The sequence below is a fragment of the Pseudofulvimonas gallinarii genome, from assembly GCF_004343305.1.
GTDB classification, from domain to species: Bacteria; Pseudomonadota; Gammaproteobacteria; order Xanthomonadales; family UBA2363; genus Pseudofulvimonas; species Pseudofulvimonas gallinarii.
Map to the genome: position 1 here is coordinate 95,786 of NZ_SMAF01000008.1, position 16,529 is coordinate 112,314.

Annotated in this window: 11 protein-coding genes; 4 read left to right on the forward strand and 7 right to left on the reverse strand. The window is 69.2% G+C overall.

All coding sequences use genetic code 11. The features are described 5' to 3' along the window. Positions 1–25: 25 nt before the first annotated feature. From aceE to EDC25_RS07420, 3 genes are all read right to left on the reverse strand, one after another. Positions 26–2,734: a pyruvate dehydrogenase (acetyl-transferring), homodimeric type gene (gene aceE, locus EDC25_RS07410; protein WP_123522611.1), complete on the reverse strand. Its 2,709-nt coding sequence runs from the start codon at positions 2,732–2,734 to the stop codon at positions 26–28. A 115-nt stretch (positions 2,735–2,849) separates the two neighbouring features. Then, the gene (locus EDC25_RS07415; RefSeq protein WP_123522610.1) at positions 2,850–4,031 is read right to left on the reverse strand and encodes a glutathionylspermidine synthase family protein; all 1,182 of its coding nucleotides are present in this window, start codon (positions 4,029–4,031) and stop codon (positions 2,850–2,852) included. Next, positions 4,031–4,564 (reverse strand): DUF1190 domain-containing protein, encoded by a 534-nt coding sequence (locus tag EDC25_RS07420; RefSeq protein WP_123522609.1) that lies wholly within the window; start codon positions 4,562–4,564, stop codon positions 4,031–4,033. The genes EDC25_RS07415 and EDC25_RS07420 overlap by 1 nt, the downstream gene beginning before the upstream one ends. Before the next feature lie 112 nt (positions 4,565–4,676). Between EDC25_RS07420 and EDC25_RS07425 the strand changes: the two genes are divergently transcribed. Next, positions 4,677–5,849, forward strand: a complete 1,173-nt coding sequence (locus tag EDC25_RS07425; RefSeq protein WP_123522608.1) for a benzoate/H(+) symporter BenE family transporter — start codon at positions 4,677–4,679, stop codon at positions 5,847–5,849. 62 nt (positions 5,850–5,911) lie between these two features. Here EDC25_RS07425 and EDC25_RS07430 read toward each other — a convergent pair whose 3' ends face one another. Both EDC25_RS07430 and ffh read right to left on the reverse strand, forming a co-directional pair. Further along, positions 5,912–6,706, reverse strand: coding sequence for a hypothetical protein (locus EDC25_RS07430; protein WP_123522607.1), 795 nt, complete (start codon positions 6,704–6,706; stop codon positions 5,912–5,914). A gap of 88 nt (positions 6,707–6,794) precedes the next feature. Beyond that, the gene (ffh, locus tag EDC25_RS07435; RefSeq protein WP_123522606.1) at positions 6,795–8,174 is read right to left on the reverse strand and encodes a signal recognition particle protein; all 1,380 of its coding nucleotides are present in this window, start codon (positions 8,172–8,174) and stop codon (positions 6,795–6,797) included. Positions 8,175–8,306: 132 nt separating this feature from the next. Between ffh and EDC25_RS07440 the strand changes: the two genes are divergently transcribed. Next, complete coding sequence (locus tag EDC25_RS07440; RefSeq protein WP_205985015.1) at positions 8,307–9,011, forward strand: hypothetical protein; 705 nt, start codon at positions 8,307–8,309, stop codon at positions 9,009–9,011. Positions 9,012–9,690: 679 nt separating this feature from the next. Next, positions 9,691–10,473, forward strand: coding sequence for a cytochrome C assembly family protein (locus EDC25_RS07445; RefSeq protein WP_132577381.1), 783 nt, complete (start codon positions 9,691–9,693; stop codon positions 10,471–10,473). Positions 10,474–10,539: 66 nt separating this feature from the next. On the opposite strand, the gene EDC25_RS07450 is transcribed toward EDC25_RS07445, so the two are convergent. Together EDC25_RS07450 and EDC25_RS07455 are read right to left on the reverse strand one after the other, a co-directional pair. Then, positions 10,540–12,873, reverse strand: coding sequence for a delta-60 repeat domain-containing protein (locus EDC25_RS07450; protein WP_123522604.1), 2,334 nt, complete (start codon positions 12,871–12,873; stop codon positions 10,540–10,542). 56 nt (positions 12,874–12,929) lie between these two features. Next, complete coding sequence (locus EDC25_RS07455; protein ID WP_132577382.1) at positions 12,930–13,541, reverse strand: hypothetical protein; 612 nt, start codon at positions 13,539–13,541, stop codon at positions 12,930–12,932. Positions 13,542–13,922: 381 nt separating this feature from the next. Between EDC25_RS07455 and EDC25_RS07460 the strand changes: the two genes are divergently transcribed. Then, the gene (locus EDC25_RS07460; protein WP_164484100.1) at positions 13,923–16,361 is read left to right on the forward strand and encodes a tetratricopeptide repeat protein; all 2,439 of its coding nucleotides are present in this window, start codon (positions 13,923–13,925) and stop codon (positions 16,359–16,361) included. The last annotated feature ends 168 nt before the right edge of the window (positions 16,362–16,529 follow it).

Genomic DNA, 16,529 nt, shown 5'->3' on the forward strand with positions numbered 1-16,529 from the left:
GCGCTGCGCTGGCGGCGGTCGTGCTTCAGACGGTGGCCGGATTGGGCTTGTCGGGATCGATGCCGAATTCGCGGATCGCACGGGCCACATCCGCAGGCGTCTTCTTGCCTTCGGCTGCGAGCGCGGCGATGGCCGCGTGCGCGATCCAGTAGCGGTCGACTTCGAAGAAGCGGCGCAGGTTGCTGCGCGTGTCGGAACGGCCATAGCCATCCGTACCCAGCACCGTGTACGGCATCGGCACCCACTCGCGGATCTGGTCGGCGACCTGGCGTACGTAGTCGGTGGCGGCGATCGCCGGGCCGCTGCAGCCTTCCAGCAGCTGGCGCACGTAAGGGACGCGCTTCGACTTCGCTTCCGGATGCAGGCGGTTCCAGCGGTCGGCATCGACGCCGTCGCGGCGCAGTTCGGGGAAGCTGGTGCAGGACCAGATGTCGGACGTCACCCCGAATTCCTTTTCCAGCAGCTCGGCGGCGGCAATCACCTCGCGCAGGATCGTGCCGCTGCCCATCAGCTGCACGTGCGCGCCCTTGCTGCGGCCCTTGCTCTTGCCTTCCTGGCTGCCGGCGCCGCTGTCGCGCAGCAGGTACATGCCCTTGACGATGCCCTCTTCCGCGCCCTCCGGCATGTCCGGGTGCGCGTAGTTCTCGTTCATCAGCGTGATGTACCAGTAGGCGTCCTCCTGCTCGGCCATCATGCGGCGCATGCCGTCCTGCAGGATCACCGCGACTTCGAACGAGAAGGTCGGGTCATAGGCGTGGCAGTTCGGGATGTTGCCGGCCAGCAGGTGCGAATGGCCGTCCTCGTGCTGCAGGCCTTCGCCGTTGAGCGTGGTCCGGCCGGCGGTCGCGCCGAGCAGGAAACCGCGCGCGCGCATGTCTCCGGCGGCCCAGGCCAGGTCGCCGATGCGCTGCATGCCGAACATCGAATAGAAGATGAAGAACGGCAGCATGGGCAGGTTGTTGGTGCTGTAGCTGGTCGCCGCGGCGATCCAGCTGGAGAACGCGCCCGCCTCGGTGATGCCTTCCTGCAGCACCTGGCCGGCCTGGTCCTCGCGGTAGTACATGAGCTGGTCGGCATCGACCGGCTTGTACTTCTGGCCTTCCGGCGCGTAGATGCCGATCTGGCGGAACAGGCCTTCCATGCCGAAGGTGCGCGCCTCGTCGGCGACGATGGGCACGCAGCGCGGGCCGATCTGCTTGTCGCGCAGGATGATGTTCAGCGCCTGGACGAACGACATGGTGGTCGAGATCTCGCGTTCGCCGGACGACTTCAGCAGGCGCTCGAAGGCCGACAGCGCCGGCACCTCGAACACTTCGTCGGCCTTGGGGCGACGCTGCGGCAGTGAGCCGCCGAGCGCTTCGCGACGCGCCTTCATGTACTGCACTTCGGGCGAATCCGGGCCGGGGTGGAAGTACGGGACCTCGTCCACCTTCTCGTCCGGGATCGGCACCGCGAAACGGTCGCGGAACGCGCGCACCGCCTCGTTGTCGAGCTTCTTGGTCTGGTGGGTCGGGTTCAGCGACTCGCCGGCCTTGCCCATGCCGTAGCCCTTGACCGTCTTGGCCAGGATCACGGTCGGCATGCCTTCGGTGTTGACCGCCGCGTGGTAGGCGGCATAGACCTTGTGCGGGTCGTGGCCACCGCGGTTGAGGCGCCAGATGTCCTCGTCCGACATCGAGGCGACCATCTCGCGGGTCTCCGGATACTTGCCGAAGAAATGCTCGCGCGTGTACGCGCCGCCGAAGGCCTTGCAGTTCTGGTACTCGCCGTCGACGGTTTCCATCATCAGCTTGCGCAGCACGCCCTTGTGGTCGCGCGCGAGAAGCGGATCCCAGTAGCTGCCCCAGATCACCTTGAGCACGTTCCAGCCGGCGCCGCGGAAGGCGCCTTCCAGTTCCTGGATGATCTTGCCGTTGCCACGGACCGGGCCGTCGAGGCGCTGCAGGTTGCAGTTGATGACGAAGACCAGGTTGTCGAGCTTCTCGCGGCCGGCCAGCGTGATGGCGCCCAGCGATTCGGGCTCGTCGGTCTCGCCGTCGCCCATGAAGCACCAGATCTTGCGATCGGTCTTCGGCATCAGGCCGCGGTGTTCGAGGTACTTCCAGAAGCGCGCCTGGTAGATCGCCATGATCGGGCCCAGGCCCATGGACACCGTCGGTGTCTGCCAGAACTCCGGCATCAGCCAGGGATGCGGATAGGAACTGAGGCCGCCGCCATCGACCTCCATGCGCAGGCGGTCGAGCTCGGCTTCGCCGATGCGGCCTTCGAGGAAGGCGCGCGCATAGACGCCGGGGCTGGAATGGCCCTGGATGTAGAGCAGGTCGCCCGGATGGTTGGCGCTGGGCGCGCGCCAGAAATGGTTGAAGCCGACGTCGTACAGCGTCGCCGCCGAGGCGAAGCTGGCGATGTGGCCGCCGAGGTCGCCAGGGCGGCGGTTGGCACGCACCACCATGGCCAGGGCGTTCCAGCGGATGATCGAGCGGATGCGCCATTCCATCGCCTGGTCGCCGGGGCTGCGGGCCTCCTGGCCGGGCGGAATGGTGTTGTAGTAACCGGTGGTCAGGCGGAATGGCAGGTTGCCGCCGGAGCGCCGGGCGGCCTCGATCATGCTTTCGAGCAGGTAGTGCGCACGCTCGTGGCCGTCGTTGCCGAGCACCGCCTGGATGGCTTCCAGCCACTCCTGGGTTTCGGTCGGATCGAGGTCGTTGCGGGTCGGGTCCTGCATCAGGTTCATGGCGCTGTTCTCGCGTCGTAGTGCGCCGCCGCGGCGGTCGCTGGAGTCGGTCGTGAAGCGTGCCAGTCTACCCCATGGCCGCGCCTGCCTTCCCCTGTCCGCCGCCGACGCCCTGCTAGGCCTCGAACACGCCGCCGTCGTCGGCCAGGATCACGTGCGGGATGAACCGGGCGCTGTCACGGGTGATGACAGAGCGGTCGGCGCGCAGGCCGATGCCACAGGCGCGGTCGCCCACCACCCAGCTGCCGAGGACGACGTTGTCGTCGCCGAATCGCGGCAGCGGATGGAAGGCCTGGCGGATCTGCGGGCCGGCGTACGGTCCGGCGGCTTCTTCGCTGCGGCCATCGGGCAGGTGGATGCGGACGTTGGCCCCTTCGCGCGAGTGCAGCGGCTTGCGTACCCAGCCGGGCGGCAACGGCCCGTTGCCGTCGTCGAAATGCGCTTCGAGCAGATTCGGATGGCCGTGGTGGCGCTGCCACAGCAGCGGCAGGATGCCCTTGTTGCTGAGCACGGCTTTCCAGGGCGGCTCCAGCAGCTGCATGCCCGCGCTCGGCAGGTACTGGCCAAACGGCTCGCGGAAGAGGTCTTCCAGCGGATAGAGCTTGCACAGCGTGCCGATGGCGCGGTCATCGAGGTCCGTGTAGCGGCCATCGTCGGTCACGCCGATGTCCTCGATGGCGATGGCGGCGCATTCGATGCCGGCCTGTACGGCGCAGTCACGCAGGTAGTCGATGGTGCCCTGGTCCTCTGCGCTGTCGCGCACGGCGGCGAAATACAACGGCCGCTGCAGGTCCTTGGCGATGGTTCCGAAGGCTTCGACCAGCGATTCGTAGATCGAGTTGAACTGGTCCGTGGCCAGGGGAAACGTGCCCGCGGCCATGTGGTCGTCCAGCCATTGCCACTGGAAGAACGCCGCCTCGAACAGCGAGGTCGGCGTGTCGTAGTTCAGCTCAAGCAGCTTCGCCGGACCGCGGCCGGCGTAGGCCAGGTCCATGCGACCGTACAGGTGCGGATCACGACGACGCCAGCTTTCAGCGATCCAGTCCCAGTACGCGGCCGGGATGTCGAGCTGGCGAAGCAGCGACTCGTCGCGCAGGACATCGTCGACCAGGTCCAGCGCCATGTCGTGCAGCTTCTCGGTCGGCGCTTCGATGTCTTCCTCGATCTGCGCCAGCGTGAACGCGTAGCAGTGCGTTTCGTCCCAGTACGGCTCGCCGCCGATGGTGTGGAAGGCGAAACCGCACTCGTCGGCGCGTTGGCGCCAGTTCGGCCTTTCGGCCAGCGGCAGTCGGCGCATCAGCCGCCGCTGCTGCGCTGGCTGCCCTGTCCGCCGAAGCCGCCGCGGCTGGCGGTCGGCTTCTGGTTGGCGGCCATCTGCACCGGCGCCATGGCCGGGCGGCCCAGGCTGCCGGCGCGATAGACGCCGTTGGCACCTGCGACCGGGCGCTGGAAGCCGCCGGCGCGGTCCCGGAATGCCGGTGTGCCGGCCAGGCCGGAGACCCGGTTGCCGCTGAGCATGCGGCCCATGATGTAGCCGGCCATCATCGGCATGAAGATCGAGCTGCCCTGCTGCTGGCGGACCACCTGGCACTGGTCGGCGCCATGTGCGGCGACGCATTCCTCGCGCGTCGCGTACTGCGGCGCCGCCTGCGCATACTCGCGCTGCGCCTGCTCGAACGCCTGGTTGCAGCTGTAGGAATCGTTGGTCTGCTCGATGCAGGCCTGCGCCGAGGTGTACAGCCCTTCGTCGGCGCTCTCGCGGCTGCAGGCAGTGAGCAGGAGCGGGCTGGTGCCCATCAGCACCAGGGCGATGTGGCTGGAACGTTTCATGGCGGGTCCATTCGTTGGGTCGCCGCCATTCTGCCGCAAGCGGAGGGGGTCCGACAGCGCGCGTGGCCCGTGACCCCTGTCCGACAGCCGCCGCGGCATCGACAATGGCGCCATGAGCGACACTGCCCGGCGCCTGGGACGCGACCTTTCCCTGTCCGCCATCGTCGCCGGCGCCGTCGCCGTGCTGGTCGGATTCACCAGCTCCGTGGCCCTGGTGTTCCAGGCGGCGCAGTCGCTGGGCGCCACCCGCGCACAGACCGGTTCCTGGCTGTGGGCGCTGGGCATCGGCATGGGCGTCACCTGCATCGGCCTGTCGCTGCGTTACCGGCAGCCGGTGGTGACGGCCTGGTCCACGCCGGGCGCCGCCATGCTGATCGCGGTCGGTGGCGGCCTGCCGATGGCGGAGGTCGTCGGTGCCTTCGTGCTCTGCGCGGCGCTGACAATGGTCGCCGGCTTCTCGGGCCTGTTCGAGCGCATGATCGACCGCATCCCGGTGGCGCTGGCCGCCGCCATGCTGGCCGGCGTCTTGCTGCGTTTCGGCCTGGATGTCTTCGTTTCCGCGCAGGTACAGCCGGCGCTGGTCCTGGTGATGTTGGCCACCTACCTGGTGGCGCGACGGGGGTCGCCGCGTTACGCGGTGCCGCTGACGCTGCTGGCCGGGCTGCTCGCAGCCGGCTTCGGCGGCCAGATCCGCGGCGAACAGCTGGCCCTGAGCTGGGCGGTACCGGAATTCGTGATGCCGTCCCTGTCGCTGGCAGCGGTCGTCGGCATCGCCATTCCGCTGTTCGTGGTGACAATGACCTCGCAGAACGTACCGGGCGTGGCCGTGCAGCGCGCGTCCGGCTTCGATCCGCCGCTGTCGCCGAGCATTGGCTGGATCGGCACCGTGAACATCGTGCTGGCACCGTTCGGCGCCTACGCACTGAACCTCGCCGCCATCACCGCCGCGATCTGCATGGGCCGCGAAGCCCACGAGGACCCATCGCGCCGTTACATGGCGGCGGTGGCCGCCGGTGCCTTCTACCTGCTGGTCGGCGTGTTCGGGGCGACGGTCGCCAGCGTGTTCGCCGCCTTCCCGACCGAGCTGGTCATGGCGATCGCCGGCATCGCCCTGTTCGGGACTCTCGGCAATGCGCTGGCGACGGCGATGCGCGAGGAGCCGGCCCGGGAGGCGGCGCTGGTCGCGTTCCTGGTCACCGCCTCCGGGCTGCAGCTGTGGGGCATCGGTGGCGCGTTCTGGGGACTGGTTGCCGGCGCCATCGTGCTGCAGCTGCGCCCGCGCTGAGGCGGCCCGGGGATCCGGGAACAGGATGACCGGGCTGCCTGCCCGGCCATCCCTTGTGACACTTACCAGCGCGGCGGATCGGGAACGAAGCCGGCCGGGAAGGCGCGCGGACGTCCCGGGCGCCAGGGTGGCGCATCGATCACGCCCATCGCGACGAGGTTGGCTTCGCTGTCGTACCAGATCTCGATCACTTCGTCAGGCTGCGAGGAACGACGCTGGAAGCTGGTGTAACGGGCGCTGGAGTATTCGCTGCGGCCGTGGCCGGTGCCGAGTTTCTCCTGGGCCCGCGCTGCCGAACCGGCTGCGCTGTCCGCCGGCGCGCGCGCGGCAGGTGCCGCCGGTGCGTCTTCGCCACGCCGGAACTGCGGCTCCATGGCGATCTGAGGCGGACGGTACGGCTGCGCCTCCGTGAACAGCGCAACGCCGATCACGCCGACATCATGCGGGCGCCCGGTGCGTGCCGCGTAGCTGTCCGGCAGCGAAGTGAAGTAGAACGCGGCCGTGCGCTCCATGCTCTTGCGCCAGCCGGCGATGCTCTGGCTCGCAAAGGGCTCGAGCACGTAGCCGCCTTGCCCAGGCGATGCGGTCTGGCCGGTGACGACATTGACCCCGTCAACGCTGGTCACCGCCAACACGCGGGAGCCGGTGCGGCTGCGCACGCGGATTTCGTATTCGTTGCCCGGCTGGCCGGCGACATAGTGCCGGCCCTCGTGCCGGTACACCGGCAGGACCCGGCCGCTGCTGCGGTCGTAGATCTCGATGTCGGCGAGGCGGCCGACGCTGGCCTGCACCTGAGGCGCGGCAGCGCCGGTGAGGAGGACGGGGAGCATCCAGCGGATCAGTGAGGTGCGACGCATGTCGGTGTCTCCAGTCGATGCAACCATCCGGCTGCATCGATGGAACGGCGTCCGCTGGAAAACGGGGTCGGCCCCGGAAAGCGTCCGTTCAGCGCGGAGGGAAGCCGCCCATGCCGCCGAGTCCACCCATGGCGCCCTTCAGGCCGCGCAGCATGCCCTTCATGCCGCCGCCCTTGAGCTTGCCCATCATCTTTTCCATCTGCTGGTACTGCTTCAGCAGGCGGTTGACGTCGGCCGGCTGCGTGCCGGAACCGCGCGCGACGCGCGCGCGGCGGCTGCCGTTGAGCAGGTCGGGATGACGGCGCTCCTTTTTGGTCATCGAGTCGATGATGGCGATCATGCGCTTGATCTCCTTGTCGTTGACCTTGCTCTTGATCTGCTCCGACATGCCGCCCATGCCTGGCAGCTTGTCGATCAGGCCGCCCAGACCGCCCATGTTGGTCATCTGCTCGAGCTGGTCGCGGAAGTCCTTCAGCGTGAAGCGCTTGCCCGTGGCCATCTTCTCGGCCAGCTTCGTCGCCTTGTCCTTGTCGACCTTGCGCTCGACCTCCTCGACCAGGCTGAGCACGTCGCCCATGCCGAGGATGCGCCCGGCGATGCGGTCCGGGTGGAACGGTTCGAGCGCGTCGGTCTTCTCGCCAAGTCCGATGAACTTGATCGGCCGGCCGGTGACATAGCGGACGCTCAGCGCGGCACCACCGCGGGCGTCACCGTCCGCCTTGGTCAGCACGACGCCGGTCAGCGGCAGGGCCTCGGCGAAGGCCTTCGCAGTGGTCGCGGCGTCCTGGCCGGTCATGGCATCGACCACGAACAGCGTCTCGGTCGGCTTGACGGCGGCGTGCAGGGCCTTGATCTCGGCCATCATCGCCTCGTCCACCGCAAGGCGACCGGCGGTATCGACGATGAGGACGTCGGCGAAGCTCTTGCGCGCGGCGTCGATGGCGCCGTTGACGATGTCCACCGGCTTCTGCTCGCCACTGGATGGATGGAACAGCGCGCCGACCTGGCCGGCCAGCGTTTCCAGCTGGGCGATGGCCGCCGGACGATAGACGTCGGCCGATACCACCATGACCTTCTTCTTGTGGCGTTCCTTCAGCGTGCGTGCCAGCTTGGCGACCGTGGTCGTCTTGCCCGCGCCCTGCAGGCCGGCCATCAGGATCACCACCGGCGACGGCGCATTGAGGTTCAGCGGCTGCGCGCCGGCACCGCCCATCACGGCAACCAGTTCGTCGCGCACCACGCGCACCAGCGCCTGGCCCGGCGTCAGGCTCTTGAGCACGTCCTGGCCGACGGCGCGTACCTTCACGCGCTGGATGAAGGCCTGCACCACCGGCAGGGCGACGTCACCCTCGAGCAGCGCGATGCGCACTTCACGCAGCGCCTCGCGGATGTTTTCCTCGGACAGGCGGGCCTTGCCGCGCAGGCGGTCGAGCGTGTGGCCGAGACGTTCGGTCAGGGACTGAAACATGGATGGCTCCGGAAAGACAGGGGCCGCGCGCCGGACAAAGGCGCCGTGGCGAAACCCCGATTATAGGCGAGCGCCGCCAGCGGCATCGGGGCGCGCCTTGTCTGGACGGGAACCGGCGGTTAGGGTTGGGCCATGAACGCACGCACCCCTACCCTGTTTTTCCTCGCCTTCTCGGCCGCCCTGGCCGGGTGCGACCGACCCGGCGACGCGCCGGAACCGGCTGCCACCGCTTCCGAAACCGCCGCCCAGGCGCCGGCACCGGTGCCGCCGCCGTCCGCCGCGCCGGCTGCCGCGACCGCACCGGCCGATGCCTTCCTGGCGCGGATCGCCAGCCACTGCGGCCAGGCCTTCGCCGGTCGCATCGTCGCCAACGAGCCGGCGCAGGGCGACGACCCGTTCGACGGCAAGCCACTGGTGATGCACGTGCGCGAATGCGACGAACGCGAAGTGAGGATTCCCTTCCACGTCGGCGATGACCACAGCCGTACCTGGGTGCTCACGCGCACCGTATCGGGGCTGCGCCTCAAGCACGACCACCGCCACGAGGATGGCAGCGTGGACGCCGTCACCATGTATGGCGGCGACACCACCGGCGAAGGCTCGCCGCTGCGCCAGGAATTCCCGGTCGATGCCGAATCGGTCGCGACCTTCGAACGCGAAGGCCTGAATGCGTCGGTCACCAACACCTGGGCGATGGAGATCGACACCGGCCGGCGTTTCCTCTACGAGCTGTCCCGGCCGGGCGGCCGCCTGTTCCAGGTCGAGTTCGACCTGACGGCGCCGGTAGCGACGCCGCCGACGCCGTGGGGCCACGACGACGTCAGCGAAACGCGCTGACGTCCAGCACGACCCCTGCTCACCGGCCGCGGTGCATCGCGGCCCCGAACCCGGGCGCTCCGGGAGTCAGCCGCCAGCTCGGCGGAATCCGCACAGCTCCCGACGCAGCTTGCGCGGGTACGCCTTCCCTCTGCATGGCCGCGCGCACGCTGCCGGGAGGAACGGGTGTGTTGACCCGAACCGTCACCGCCAGCACCTGTCGGGCTGCCGGGCGCCATGTCCGCGCGTCCGGTTTTCGCCGCTGACTACGGTTGCGCAGGTTCCAGCGCCAACGGGTTGACTGCGACCGTCGTCGTCGCTGTCGCGGAGGAGGCGTCACGCGGTCGAGCCGGGCGAAGAGACACCGTTCCGGATGGGGTTGCCTGCAGTGGCCCCGGTCCGTCCGGCGCGCACCGACAAGGCGCGGCCCGGTTGCGGACCTTGGCGCCCTACCCGTCCAGCTGCCCGCCCGGGGGAGAACGGACCGGACGCCGGCAACGTGCCTTGCACCGAGGCTCGAACACCATGGGCCTGTCCAGTCCAGATCGTCTGCAGAATATCGCCGGCCTGGTCTCGTGCCCGCTGAGTCCCGTGCCGACCATGCCGCCCGCCCGTATCGCCCCGGTCGCGGCTCGCGTCAAACGCCCGTCCCTTGCCTGCAGAGGTTTTCGCGCTGGACACGATCTGCGAGACTGCGCGCATGTCGATCATCCTTGCCGTGGCCGCGTTCCTTTACCTCGCGGCCGCCTCAGTCACGGCGCTGCGTCTTCGCCAGGGTGGCGCCCGCATCGGCCGCGCGCCCGTCATCGCCTTCGCCATGCTGGCAGTCCTTGCCCATGCCGCCGGTGTCGCCATTGGCATCCGTGTACACCACGGCCTGGTGTTGAATTTCGGCAATGCGCTGTCGCTGGTCGGCCTCGGCATGGCGCTGGTCTTCAGCCTGGCCGGACGCCGCAGTTCGCTGGATCCGGTCGGCGTACTGGTGTATCCGATCGCGGCCGCCTGCTGCCTGGCCGCCCTGCTGCTCGCGCCGGCGGCCACCGCGACGGCGCCGGAAAGCTGGCAGATCGGCCTGCACGGCATCATCTCGCTGCTCGCCTATTCGACGCTCAGCGTCGCCAGCCTGGTCGCCATCCTGATGGCGGTGCAGGAACACGCCCTCCGCAACCATCGTCCGCTGCCTTTCCTGCACGCCTTGCCACTGACCCTGACCGAGGCACTGCTGTTCCAGCTCATCGGGGTCGGCTTCATCCTGCTCGGACTGAGCCTGGTGACCGGCGTGCTGTTCGTCGAGGACATGCTGGCCCAGCATCTGGTGCACAAGACCGTGCTCACTGTCGCCGCCTGGGTGGTGTTTGGCGTACTGCTTGTCGCCCGCTGGCGCTTCGGCCTGCGAGGCCGCCGCGCCGCCTGGCTGACGCTGGCCGGCATGGTCCTGCTGCTGGTCGGCTACTTCGGCGTGAAGCTGATTCTGGCCAACTGATCCCCAGGCTGCCGCGGCAGGCGTGGTCCGGTCGGTGCGGTGGCACCCACCGGACCCCCTGGTCGATCAGATGTACGGATCGAAGCCGTCCGAGAAGATGCGGTCAGCGAGGGGCGCAGGCAGGCGTGCCAGGCCGAGGCGGGGCTGTCCGCCCACCTCGAAGTAGTAACCGCCGACATGGAGATCGCCGGTGCCGGCCAGGAGGGCGTACGGGATCCCGGTCACGCCGGCATTCCAGTTCATGTCGACCGGGTCGATGATGCTGGCCAGCAGCCGGGCCAGCCCTGCACGCGGCTGCCCGCCCATCTGGGTGAACAGTCCGGCGGCAAACACCGCACCGTCGCTGGTCCGTGCAAGGGCGAGCACAGGATTGTTGGGGGCGGGATTCCAGTTGCTGACGACCTCCACGTTCGTACTCAGCCGCGCCAGGTAGGAGCGGTTCTGGCCACCGATCGACTGGAAGAAGCCACCGACATGGATGGAGCTGGTGCCGGTAAGCTGCAGCGCCCGGACCTCGCCGTTGGCCGCGGGATGCCATCCGTCCAGCACGCCCGTACTGCTGATCTTGGCGATGTTGCTGCGGTTCTGGCCGGCCACACTGGTGAACAGACCGCCCACGAAGACCCACTCCCCGTCCGCGGACACCGCAATGCTGCGAACGGTTCCGGCGGCAGCGCTACCCTCGTTGACCGCAGGCGCCCAGCTGTCCGCGGTGCCCACCCCTGTCGTGGAGAGTCGGGCCAGGCTGTTGCGCGGCACATTGCCGATGATCATGGACGGCCCGATTCCGGTGAAGTGTCCACCCACATAGAGCGCGCCATTGTGTGCCAGGGCCAGGGCGTTGACCTGGCTGGGACTGATGCTGCCGCCCCAGGCGCCCTGGTTCCACGTCGGATCGATGCCACCGGAAGCCGTGATGCGCGCCAGGCGCATGCGCATGAGGTCGTTGGCCCGATTGAACGCGCCGCCCGCGAACACGGCGCCATCGGCAGCGGCTGCCAGCGCCAGCACCGGCCGGTTGAAGCGCGGCGACCAGGCCAGATCGAGATTGCCGTTGGGCAGAAGCTTGAGAATGTTGCGGCGCCCGTGTTGCCCGTTGACCAGATTGAATTCGCCACCGGCGACCACGCCGCCATCGGCGTGCCGTGCCAGGGCGTACACCTGGCCGGCGTCACCGCCCAGGTTCGCCACCCGGTCCAGCGGTTGGCCGACATGGTTGAGGGCCGCATGGCCCATGCGCAGTTGGCCGTTCGCGTTCTCGAAGCGGCCGCCGATGAAGACGACGGACGTACCGGCCACCGGCTCCACGGCATGGACTGCCCCATCCAGTCCGGCATCCCATTGCAGATCCACGGCGGAACTGCCCAGGAAAACCCGCGCGATGTTGTTTCGGGTTGTCGATGCGACGCTGGCGAACTGGCCGGCCACGATGACGCCACCATTACTGTCGACGCCCAGGGCCCTCACTTCCGGCTCGGTATCGAACTCGCCCACCAGTTGTGGCGCCCAGGAACTGACCACCGCAGTGTCGCCCGTGCCCACGCTTCCCAGGCCCCGGCGGGACAGACCGTCCATCTGGCGGAAAGCGCCGCCTACCAGCAGGGAGCTGCCTGACTGCGCCAGCGCATAGACGCCAGGCACTGCCATTGGATCAATACCGGCAATGTCGATGTGGGCGTTCCAGCCGCGGGTGATCCCGGTGTTGAGATCCACCCTGGCCAGGAAACGCCGTTGATGGGCGGCCATGGTGCTGAAGCGGCCGCCGATGAAGATGGATGTGTCGTCCTGGGCGAAGAGCAGGGCGTAGACCGGGCCGTCTGTACCTGCGGCCGGCCAGAACAGGTCGGTCTGGGCGGTCGTGCCGTCCAGCCGGGCCAGGTAGCGCTGGGCCAGGCCACCGATTTCCTGGAAGGTGCCGCCGGCATACACGCGCGGGTTTTCGCCGGACTCCACGGCCAGGGCGTGAACCGGACCGTCCGGCTGCGGCGCCCAACTGCTGTCAACGACGCCACTGCCGACGATGCGTACCAGGTTCATGCGTACAGGGTTACCCGTGCCGCTGAAGCTGCCACCGGCGTAAATGCGACCCTCGCTGTCGCGCGCCAGGGCGTAGATACCCTCGCCCGGCAGGTCGGGATTCCAGCCCGGGTCGAGCAGGCCGGACGGCAACAGGCGCGCGATGTTGTGGCGCTCCACGCCATTCACCTGGGTAAAACTGCCAGCGATGATCAGGCGCAGGTCGGGCTGCAGGAGCATGGCGTGCACCTGGCCATTGGTGCGCAGGTCCAGGTCGGGCAGCGGAAACGGTGCCGGTGCCTGCGCGCGGACCTGCGTGCCGCCCAGCAGCAGGCAGACGCAGGCCAGACGCAGGACCAGGCCGATGACAGGATGTATGGACATGTTTTTCCTCCAGATGGATGGCCACCGCAATCCGGTGACGGCGGATAAGGCAACGGTCAGGGCCGCGGGGCCACGTACGGCAGCAGCAGGAGCAGCCCCAGAACCAGAAGCACCAGGCTGGACAATGAGAGCGCCGGCACGGGCTTCGCCGGTTGCGGCGAGGAGCCCCCCGGCAGGTTCTGCAGCGAGAACGCCGCGTTGGCATTTGCAAACCCCTTCCCCCGGGCCTGCGCGCGGACGGTGAAGGGGCCGGGCACGCTGTTGGCCTGCAAGGAGACAGCGGCGATGCCATCGCCATCGGTTGCCACCTCCACCAGCGCCGGCGTGGCTCCGGCGCCATTGCGGCCAGGGATAACCTGGAACTGGATCGGCACACCCACCAGCGAGGTGCCCGCCGGGCCGTGTGTGGGCAGCACGGCATCGGTCAGGCGCACGACCAGCGCCTGTTCGAACGGCTGGCCCACCACGGCCTGCTGGGCATTTCCAGCGCAGATTTCCATCCGGATCGGCGTGCCTTCCGGCGCCTGTGCCTGCCTCGGGCAGCCGCCAGCCGGTGCCGCCACGGCCAGCGCCGGCAGCAACAGGAGGGAAGACAGTGCCGTGAGCCACCGGCGCGTGCGGGTGGCTGACGTCTCATGGGATGGACGGGCGGCAGTCTGGGTTTTCATGTTCAGGGTCACTCCAGGCAGGTGTGCGGTGGGTCCTGCTGGCCGCGGATGGCGTTGACGGGTTGGGGACGCTGCAGCCGCGACCAGGCCGCCCGAAGCGTGCGCCTGGTCACCATCGCTGTCCTCACCAAAGCCTCACCATGTGCTGACGGTTGGATGATTTTTCCTTTCGGGACAGCGGATTGACGGAAGATCCGGTCGTCCGCGGCGGACGCCGGAGCCGGTTCGCGGCTGGCCTGCCCCGGCGCATGCCGATACCATCCGGCCAGGGCGCGCGGTCGCCTGCTGGCTCCCCGCCACCCTCCGCGCCGCCCGATGGCGCCCGCCGGCAACGCGGCGCGGACCCGCCTTGTCATCCGGGAGACGTGCAGCCCTACCGACATGAGCAGCGACACGACAGCACCCGAACGCGCATTCGACGAGGCCTCGACCCTGGCGTTCGGCGACTGCGAGCTGGACCGGCGGCGCCGCGAGCTGCGCCGGAGTGGCCAGGTGGTCGCCCTGGAGCCCAAGGTCTTCGAGCTGCTGGTATTCCTGGCCTCGCGCCCGGAGGAGGCACTGTCGAAGGACGCGTTGCAGGCCGCCGTGTGGCCTGGCCTGGTGGTGAGTGACTCGGTGTTCTCGCAAGCGATCATGAAGGCGCGGCGCGCCGTCGGTGACGACGGCCAGCAGCAGTCGGTGATCGCCACCGTTCATGGTTACGGCTACCGTTTCGTCGCACCGGTGCGGACTGCCGCCCCGTCGCCCGACGCTGCAACGGAGGCCCTGTCCCGGCACCGTTCGGGTGCACCGGCAAGCGGGCACGCCGGATCAAGGCGCATGCCGAGGCCCGCCGCCGCCCATGCGCTGCTGGCCCTGCTGGCGCTGGCCGCGATCTGGCTCTTCACTCGCGGCACGGGCGCCGGTCCCACCGCCATCATTGCCGTGCTGCCCAGTGCGCAGGCGGTGGAAGAGGGGCAGGAGGGCACGCTGCGGCTGGTTACCCGCGCCCTTGACCTGCCCGGGTCCGTGAACCTTGTTCCCGCCGAGAACGTGAAGCGGCTGCTGGACGCGAACGGTGTGCAACCCGACGACGACGCACGCATCCTCGAGGTCCTGCACCAGACGATGGGCGTGGACTACCTGCTGCGCACCGACATCCGGCGACGCGGCGACCACTGGAGCACCCATGCAGTGCTCATCGACCGCGACCTGCATCGCACCGAGCTGGATCCGGGCCCCGGCAGCATGGTGGCCATGGTGACCGGCCTGGGACGCGAGCTGGGGCGCACGCTGGGACGGACCTGGCCGGAGGTGCTCCCGCCATCTGTCCTGTCCGTGGACGAATTCGCCAACCAGGCCATGGCGCGTGGCCTGCAGGCACTGCTCGGCGGCGACTCCGCAGCCGCGGCGGCGCTGTTCCAGTCCGCCCTCAGCCAGGATCCCGGCCTGCTGTGGGCGCGCTACGAGCTGGCCCAGGCCTACCTGGGCATGGGGCAGGCCGAGCGTGCCCGGCCGCTGCTGGAAGAGGTGCGTGACCTGGGCGTCAATGGCGACCCCCGGCTCGGCGCACACGCCTTGACCAGCCTGGGCATCATGGCCTGGCGGGCGGGCGACCTGCAGGAGGCCGACACGCTGTTCCAGCAGGCGGCCGCCGTCTACCAGCGCATCGGCCATGACCATGGCATGGCCTCGGTGCTGGGCAACCTGGGCATCCTGGCCGAGAACCGTGGCGACTTCGACCGGGCCGAGGAGCTCTATGGCCAGGCACTGGTCCGCTTCCGTCGTGCGCATGATCTGGTCGGCGAATCGGCCGTGTACACCAACACCGCCGTGCTGGCCAAGCAGCGCGGCCGTACCACCGATGCCTGGCGCGACCAGATGCGCGCCGTCGGCCTGCAGCGTCGTCTGGGAATCGGCTCCATGCTGGTGCTGAGCCTGACCCAGCAGGCCGAACTGGAACTGGAACTGGGCATGGTCACCCAGGCGGCACAGACGCTGGCAGAAGCCCGGCAGCGCGCCGAAGCCCAGGAAGACACGGCCGGACTGGCCGGAGTCCAGCTGGCGGAAGCCCGGCGCGCGCTGGATGACCTGGACGCGACCCGGGCCGCGCAGTGGGCGGCGGCAGCGCGTGACCGCTACCGCGAGCTCGGCCACGGCCCCTACGAGGCCCGCGCCGGCCAGCTGCAGGCGTTGGCGCTGCTGGAGCTTGGCCAGGCCGATGCCGCCCTCGCGCTGCTGCAAGATCTGCCCGCCGACGGCGGCCGCGAGCAGTTGCGCATGCAGCGCGGGCTGCTGCTGGCACTGGGCGAGGCGACCAGTGCTGCCGCCGCGCAGGAACAGGCGGCGCGTCTGGCCGATGTCCTGGCTGGGCTCTCCGATCCGGTCAGCGCCGCCTACACCGGCGACGCCATCGCCCGGCTGTTGCGGCAGGCGGGCGATGATGCCGGCGCCATCGGACACTGGCGCGAAGCGATACGTGCACTGGCCCCCACCGATGAGCCGCACCGCCGGGCCTGGATGCAGACACGCCTGGCCGCGGCGCTGATCGACCAGCGCGATTACGACGGCGCCGAGGCGCTTCTGGCACAGGTGGAGAAATGGAATGCGGACTTCGTGCCGGCGCGGTTGCAACGCCTGCGTCTGGCCCGCGCCTTGGGCGATGAAGTCATGGCCGGTCGCCTGGCGCGCGAGCTGGCGGAACTGCCCGGCGCCGTTGACGGACCGCTGTCACGCGAACTCGCTGTTTCTGGTGTGAACGAGGAAACGGACGCAGCCGTCCCGGGCACGGAAGCGATCCGGGACAGGGACGGTAACCACCCGGCAGCACCGGCCGCCTGACAAGAACGGAAGCCGCGCCACGCGGCCCCCGACGTGGCTCTGCCAGGCGACGGCGTGGATCGGCGGCCGGGTGGTGGGCGCGACGGTGGCGTCCACCCTCGGCGTGCCAGCCCCTCAACGCCGTCATCGCCACGTGGATTGAGGGCAGACCCGCCGGCCCCGGACCGG

Bases quoted from the DNA above. Each gene is read 5' to 3' on its own strand.
- aceE (WP_123522611.1), bottom strand. From the start codon at position 2,734: ATGAACCTGATGCAGGACCCGACCCGCAACGACCTCGATCCGACCGAA.
- EDC25_RS07415 (WP_123522610.1), bottom strand. From the start codon at position 4,031: ATGCGCCGACTGCCGCTGGCCGAAAGGCCGAACTGGCGCCAACGCGCC.
- EDC25_RS07420 (WP_123522609.1), bottom strand. From the start codon at position 4,564: ATGAAACGTTCCAGCCACATCGCCCTGGTGCTGATGGGCACCAGCCCG.
- EDC25_RS07425 (WP_123522608.1), top strand. From the start codon at position 4,677: ATGAGCGACACTGCCCGGCGCCTGGGACGCGACCTTTCCCTGTCCGCC.
- EDC25_RS07430 (WP_123522607.1), bottom strand. From the start codon at position 6,706: ATGCGTCGCACCTCACTGATCCGCTGGATGCTCCCCGTCCTCCTCACC.
- ffh (WP_123522606.1), bottom strand. From the start codon at position 8,174: ATGTTTCAGTCCCTGACCGAACGTCTCGGCCACACGCTCGACCGCCTG.
- EDC25_RS07440 (WP_205985015.1), top strand. From the start codon at position 8,307: ATGAACGCACGCACCCCTACCCTGTTTTTCCTCGCCTTCTCGGCCGCC.
- EDC25_RS07445 (WP_132577381.1), top strand. From the start codon at position 9,691: ATGTCGATCATCCTTGCCGTGGCCGCGTTCCTTTACCTCGCGGCCGCC.
- EDC25_RS07450 (WP_123522604.1), bottom strand. From the start codon at position 12,873: ATGTCCATACATCCTGTCATCGGCCTGGTCCTGCGTCTGGCCTGCGTC.
- EDC25_RS07455 (WP_132577382.1), bottom strand. From the start codon at position 13,541: ATGAAAACCCAGACTGCCGCCCGTCCATCCCATGAGACGTCAGCCACC.
- EDC25_RS07460 (WP_164484100.1), top strand. From the start codon at position 13,923: ATGAGCAGCGACACGACAGCACCCGAACGCGCATTCGACGAGGCCTCG.